We start from the raw sequence: 6,543 nt of genomic DNA, 5'->3' as shown, positions 1-6,543 counted from the left end.
AAGGTGCGTAACCTGTCCCTGGGCTTGCGCTTATATGAAGCAGAGTGGGATGCCTCCACTCAAAATATTATCCATCCTGTATTGTATGACTCCCGTAGCGCCTGCCTCGAACAGGCGGAAGCTGCCATAGAGTCCTGCCGTGACCTGTTCTCCCGTATCTTGCAGTCGTTTGAAGAACAGGGTAACTATACCGTGGATGACATTGCTGATACCTACCGCAGCCATACCACCCCTGGAAACCTTGCGGCTTATTGCCGCAAGCAGGCATTACTCTTAAAGAAGGGAGGCCGCGAACGTACCGCCCGTGCTTACCTGTCATCGGTACGCTCCCTGATAGCCTTCAACAAAGGCAAGCCCCTGGCTCTCTCCGATATCGATGCCGGGCTATTGAAAGATTATGAACGTCATCTCAAGGACAGGGGCAAAAGCCTGAATACGGTTTCGTTCTATATGCGCAACCTGCGGGCATTATACAACAAGGCCGTAGCCGACAATATCCTCCCTGCCCGCTACAGGCATCCCTTTGCAGGAGTATATACAGGCATAGACAATACCCGCAAGCGTGCTTTGAATATCGAGGAAGTGGGAAAGTTACGCCAGGCGGATATTCCCGGGGAGGGAGCTAAAGCCATCCGGCTCAGCCGTTGCCGGCGGCTGTTCTTCTTTAGCTTCTATGCACGGGGCATGAGCTTTATCGATTTGGCCTACCTCAGAAAAGACAATATCGGCAAAGGCGTTATCAGCTATTACCGCAAGAAGACAGGACAACCTATCGAAGTCAAGCTGACGGACGAAATGAAAGATATCATAGACAGTTTCTCAAAAGAGACGCGTTATTCGCCCTACCTCTTCCCTATAATCCGTGATAAGGATAAAGACCGGCGCCTGCAATACGAAACCGCCCTTCGCAGCTATAACCGCGACCTGAAAGACCTGGCTCGCCTGTCGGGGGTGAACCAGCCAGTCAGCAGCCATGTGGCCCGCCATAGCTGGGCGACCATCGCCAAGTATGAGCGCCTGCCCCTATCGCTCATCAGTGAAGGGCTGGGACACCGCAACGAGAAGACCACCTATATCTACCTGGCCGCCTTTGAGCGTTCGCGCCTTGATGAAGCCAATGAGATGATAAGCCATGCCATCACCCGGGTATGTGCAGGCAGTGGAGGACAGTTTGCATTCAGCAGGTAGCCTCTCCCACTGCATATCAACACAAACCTTTACCTTTTACTAGTTATGCCAGAACCTGCCCTCAGGGGTGGGAGGATACACCTATGCCCTAAAAGAAAATGAAAAGCATACCGGATCATACCGGATCACTGCCCTTGAAGTCAAAAGCTATCATATGCTAAAAACGCACACTAATGTGTTAAATATACAAGTTGATGATTGTTAAAAGAAGGGATTTACTAATTTTATGCTGTAAAGTTTTAATTCTTGATACCCATCACTTTACAAGTGACAGACAGGTCTCCTACTTATGATTCACAGGCAAAACTAAACCTTTTTCTTTTTCCTTCCTAATATTTTAATAATTATTTTTCTTTGGACTGCTGTATTGTAACTATAACAAGCTGTAAAACAACACTGTACTGTTGTGTGAAAATACTTTAGTTAAAATCTTGTTTTATGAACAATCCTGTTATATCTTGATGAATTTAAAAGAAAGAGAGTTATTTTATTTGTATTCCCCGTGAATGCTATTCCGCTGACATGTAGGTAGTTAACAATGTTTTACATTTGTTTTACATTTCACTTCTAGTCTGTACTGCTTATTTTACTTCAAAAACTGCGCTGCAAAGGTGTTTAGCCCCATATAAACAAGCACAATAAACAGCCGTGTTTTACCCCTTGTTTGACTTTTCTTCTTTTGAACACACTACAACCCTGTATTTTAACTGATTACAAGGTGGTCTGTCACTTGTAAAGTGACAGGTTAGATATTATAAAACAAAGACTTTTCAGTGATAGCATTACTGAAAAAGACGGTAATAAGAAATAATCAAATGCGCTTACAGCTACAAAAGCATTTCTGCAAGAGTATAACTTTCATAAATATATGCAAGGATTATCTGCTATGCAAAAGTAATGTATTAGCCAAACAACAAATACAAAATCCGGGGTATTTTAATCATCCTGCATTTTATTTAACATCCGGGGAGGAGACTTTACCGTCTTGTTTGTCTTCAACGTTGTCTTATTTGTCTTTATTAAGCCTGCCTGCCTCTTGTGAAAGCCACAGGTTGGGCCCTCCCCGTTGTTTGTTCATTTCCAGGCAGGTACCTGCCATCACAATCAGAATCTGATGAATGAAACAAGAATACAATTAAATTAATCAAACACACGATTTATGAAAACAACCAAGACACAAAACAAATGTGCAGGCAATATGCCCCTCTGGCGCCTATTGGCCATCATAGTCATTTTTCTGTTCAGCCCCCTGGTCAAAGGCCAGGTAACAATCGGAATGAATAATGAACCGGAAGCCGGAGCCCTGCTTCAACTCAAAGACGGGACTACCAGCAGTACACACCCATTAATAAATGCTTCCAAAGGGTTGGGGCTGCCCCGTGTAGAACTGCAATCGCTTACCGGCGACCTTGGCAAAACCCTTGATGCTACTGTAACCACTGATGGAACCCTCGATGGCAGCAAACATACCGGCCTGGTGGTGTATAACAACAAGGATAACTACTGTAACACACAGCCTATCTTCGGTGCGCCATATGTGTGGGATGGAACGCAGTGGTTGTTGATAGGGGCATCTAAAATAGATGCACCCGAAGTAGAAACTTTTATCGACAACCGGACTCAGAAACTTGGCCCGCAAACCTACCATAACCGTGAATTTTACTACATGGATGGAGCTACTAAAATCAGCGCCGGGGTATGGATGACCGAAAATCTGCGGTTTATCCCAGACCCATCCGATCCTGCATATGCCGGAGTCCTGCATACGGCAGAAATGCTACCCCCATTTACGAATCCTTCAACAGGTGCTATAACTGGCCCTAATACTACTAAATGCTGGATTTATCCTTGGGCGGAGTCAAGGAAATATGAGTCCACACCACACCCCAGTGCCGGTACTAACACATGGATATGTCCCTATGATGGGGTTGAAGCTGAAAAAGAATGGAATCCCCGTGAAGGCATTCTTTATAATTGGTGGTTTGCTTCTAACCGTCCTCGTCTCAATGCTGATGAAAGACAGGGGGGCGATAACGAAAATACTGGGATTACTTATCAGGGCATTTGTCCTGATGGTTGGCATTTGCCCAGCGACAGGGAATGGAATGAACTGGAAGAAGTTATCTATAACAATCCTGTTCCTTATAGTTGGTACAAAACAGACTATAATTTTAACCCTGCTAAATGGCAGAATACTACCGAATGGGAAGAAAACAAAGACTCATTTGATAACGATATAATACATCGAGGATCTAGTACTGATCAAGGACACGGCCCTGCTATGATTTCGGAATGCTTTGGTGTAGGCCAAGGTGAATACAAAGGGAAGAGTCTTTCTGCGGCACAGGGTGGCTTTGATATTCATATTGTAGGCTCTGCTGAAGATAATTACGTTCGAGATTACGGCCGCTACGCACAGTTATGGACGTCTAGTGCGACCCCTGTTAATACATCATGGCGCCGGCAGTTCTACACAGGAGGGGGTTCCTATAGTAAGATGGTGATGCGATCCCGCGGTGGAAAATACGCTCTCTACTCTGTCCGTTGCAAGAAGGATGGTACGGGCGGCACTCCTCTTCCCAATAATTAATAAAAAAAGTCTGAAACCATAACAAAATATATACAAAACGATATGAAACTAAAACATATATTCATTCTCATATTCATGTTTCTTGCCTTCGTTTCCGCGCAAGCTCAGGTGACGATAGGCACAGATGAGAGCCCGGATCCGGGAATGTTGCTTCAACTGAAAACGATACTCAACATTACCGATGATAGCCCAAACGCTAAACAGGGACTACTTTTGTCAAGGGTGACTCTTAACTCTCTTACTATCAGCAGCGGCAGTAATATGGCAACAACTATAAACGGGACATCTGCCTCTGACGATTGGGACAAAGACAAGCATGTAGGGCTGGTGGTGTATCACATCAAAGGCAGTACAAGTATCGAAACCGGTATTTATGTCTGGAATAGAAAAACGGTAGACGGAAACGATGTTTATCAATGGCTACCGGTGCTACAGACCCCACCTCTTTAACCGACACTACAAGTAAAACAACAGAGATAAAACAACATAAAACAATCATTATAAATAACTTAAAATACATCAAAATACTTCTACCTGTTGTTCTCTTCTTTAGTTTTACAGGAGTAAGAGCCCAGATAACCATCGGTCAAGACCAGAAGGCCGAAGATGGAGCCATCCTGCAACTCAAAGAGAAAACACAAACAGATGTAAATTCTACCCGCGGGCTATTGATGCCCCGGGTGAGCCTGCTGCGCAAAACAAACGATAATATGTCGCAAACGATGGAGAATGCCGACAATTGGGACAAGGCGGTGCATACCGGGCTTTGTGTTTACAACACCAATACCGTAGTGGCTGAAGATATCTGCCCCGGATTATACTTTTGGGATGGTACCAAATGGTGCCGTATGCACGAGCCGTGCACGGGTAATACTCCATCAACGAATCTTATATTCGACCCCAACTACAATGTAGATGCCGGATCAACCACGCTATATGTAAATACCGCAGGTTCATTCACCCAGGGAACCACCGACGAATACACCCGTGGTTCTGGAGTAGCCCACAGCGAAATGGCCGCCGGAGTATTCAAATATACCAGAGCCGAAGGCGAAGCCTTTGCAGGATACACCTACGACCATGCCAGCGGTATCACCGTTACGATAGATGCCGCCACATTGGCAACCGGAGCCGGAGAGCTTCCTGTGAAAGTGTCGGGTACGGTAGATGCCGCCTATGCGGGTAAGGCATTCGATATACCGATTACCGTACTAGGGCAGCAGCTTTATGTACGCGTCAGCGTAGGTTGCGGGGCATATACTACCACTATGGCCGACAGGACTATCGTAAAAGGCTCACCACAGCTTACTGGCGACCCCGACTGGCTGCAATTCCAATGTTTCAACCTGGGGGCGGATGCGACTAAAGATCCATTCCAGCGTATAGTAGGAGATGAAAAAGGTGAGAATGGTACACTCGGCTGGTCATTCCAGTGGGGAAGGAATGCTGATGGACACCAACTGAGAAATAGCGAAACTACCCCTAGCTCTTCGAATAATATTAATCCGGGACATGATAAGTATATACAGAAATCCGGCGGAGATTGGTTAGATGATGCTGTTGTAGACAGGTTGCGCTGGGGAGATGGCTCCAATGATAAAGATCAACCAAAAGGACCTACAGACCCTTGCTCTACGGGCTGGAAAGTACCGAGTCGCAAGCAATTAATCAGCATCATTGATACAGATGATGAAGGAGTTGAGGGAGTTAATAATGATCTTGAATATGCAACCGGTAGCGGTGGAACAAAGATAGGTAATGCCTTGTATCTGCCTAATCCTGGTAGGCGCTCGAGTTTGGCGCAAACTGGGGACTACTGGAGTACAACTCCTGATTATGATGTGATCAAAGTTGTAACTTTCCAGGATGGAGGTTTTTATAGTAACGATAAATATCCAGCCGGAGATGGAACTGTCCGCTGCGTAAAATGCGCCGATGGCGAAACATGTAACTAATGCTCTTCATCCTTCGGGATTTGCAACCCCGAAGGACATACTATTAACAGAGTTAACAAAAGCCTATGACGAATTTGCACTAAAGCTATTAGACAAACTACAGATTGAATCAAACATTACAAAGCTGTATTATCATCTTGGTTTTGTACGTTTGGAACTTGATGGAATCCGTGAAACATTATCTGACGGACAGGAAAAAAAATGCCTTAAAATATACAATTAAGGCAATCTCTCTTATTGATATAGAACTGAAAATTTTACAATGGCAATTACAGAATAATAGTAATAAAGGAAATCAAAAAGAAAAGATTTTAGAACAAGACCTTCATTGGACCGGAACAGCTGCCGATTTAGTCGAATTTGCATATGGAGCCTTGGAAACCAAGAAATTTGAGAACGGAGAAATAGATATTAATCTACTGATTGAAATTCTCTGTCAATTGTTCTCCTTTGAAGTAAAAGATTGTTATGATACATTCAGGGCTATCCGAAGGAGAGTCGGAAGCCGCACTCTCTTTCTTGATGAAATGATTGAAAAGTTAAACGAAAGAATGGATAATATGGATAACGGTATTTTTAAAAAGAAAAAAATAAGGCGAAAAGATAAATAATAGATCAATACTGTCCTAAATAAAAATAGCATTTCCAAATGCCGGCTTGCAAATATGTTCAGGCGATGGTTCAGCTATATTCTGGAAAAAGGACCCCCTGCCGATATTCGGGAGCTGGTTCAGGAGGTTCAAGGAATGGATTGTCGAGCCAGTACTGCAAATCTATCTTTACGTACAGATTGAGCCTGATGAAAGCAAC

5 protein-coding genes are annotated in these 6,543 nt (G+C 44.4%); all 5 read left to right on the top strand.

Annotated features, from left to right (window positions below; genetic code table 11):
* Positions 1–1,188: site-specific integrase (locus tag D0T84_RS20970; protein ID WP_163309860.1), on the top strand; the 1,188-nt coding region annotated here is incomplete at its 5' end.
* Between the two features lie 1,159 nt (positions 1,189–2,347).
* Positions 2,348–3,778, top strand: a complete 1,431-nt coding sequence (locus D0T84_RS20965; protein ID WP_163309858.1) for an FISUMP domain-containing protein — start codon at positions 2,348–2,350, stop codon at positions 3,776–3,778.
* A gap of 42 nt (positions 3,779–3,820) precedes the next feature.
* Positions 3,821–4,228 carry a hypothetical protein gene (locus tag D0T84_RS20960; protein ID WP_163309856.1) on the top strand — a complete coding sequence of 136 codons (408 nt, stop codon included), beginning with the start codon at positions 3,821–3,823 and terminating at the stop codon, positions 4,226–4,228.
* Entirely contained in the window at positions 4,195–5,733 is a 1,539-nt protein-coding gene (locus D0T84_RS20955) for a DUF1566 domain-containing protein (RefSeq protein ID WP_163309854.1), read from the top strand. Before D0T84_RS20960 ends, D0T84_RS20955 begins: the two co-directional genes overlap by 34 nt.
* 104 nt (positions 5,734–5,837) lie before the next feature.
* A complete protein-coding gene (locus D0T84_RS20950) occupies positions 5,838–6,344 on the top strand; it encodes an RteC domain-containing protein (RefSeq protein ID WP_163309852.1) in 507 nt (168 codons plus the stop codon).
* The last annotated feature ends 199 nt before the right edge of the window (positions 6,345–6,543 follow it).

The sequence above is a fragment of the Dysgonomonas sp. 521 genome, assembly GCF_010501055.1.
GTDB lineage: Bacteria > Bacteroidota > Bacteroidia > Bacteroidales > Dysgonomonadaceae > Dysgonomonas.
Note: the sequence above shows the minus strand (reverse complement) of the source record. Positions and strands in the feature narration are given on the sequence as shown.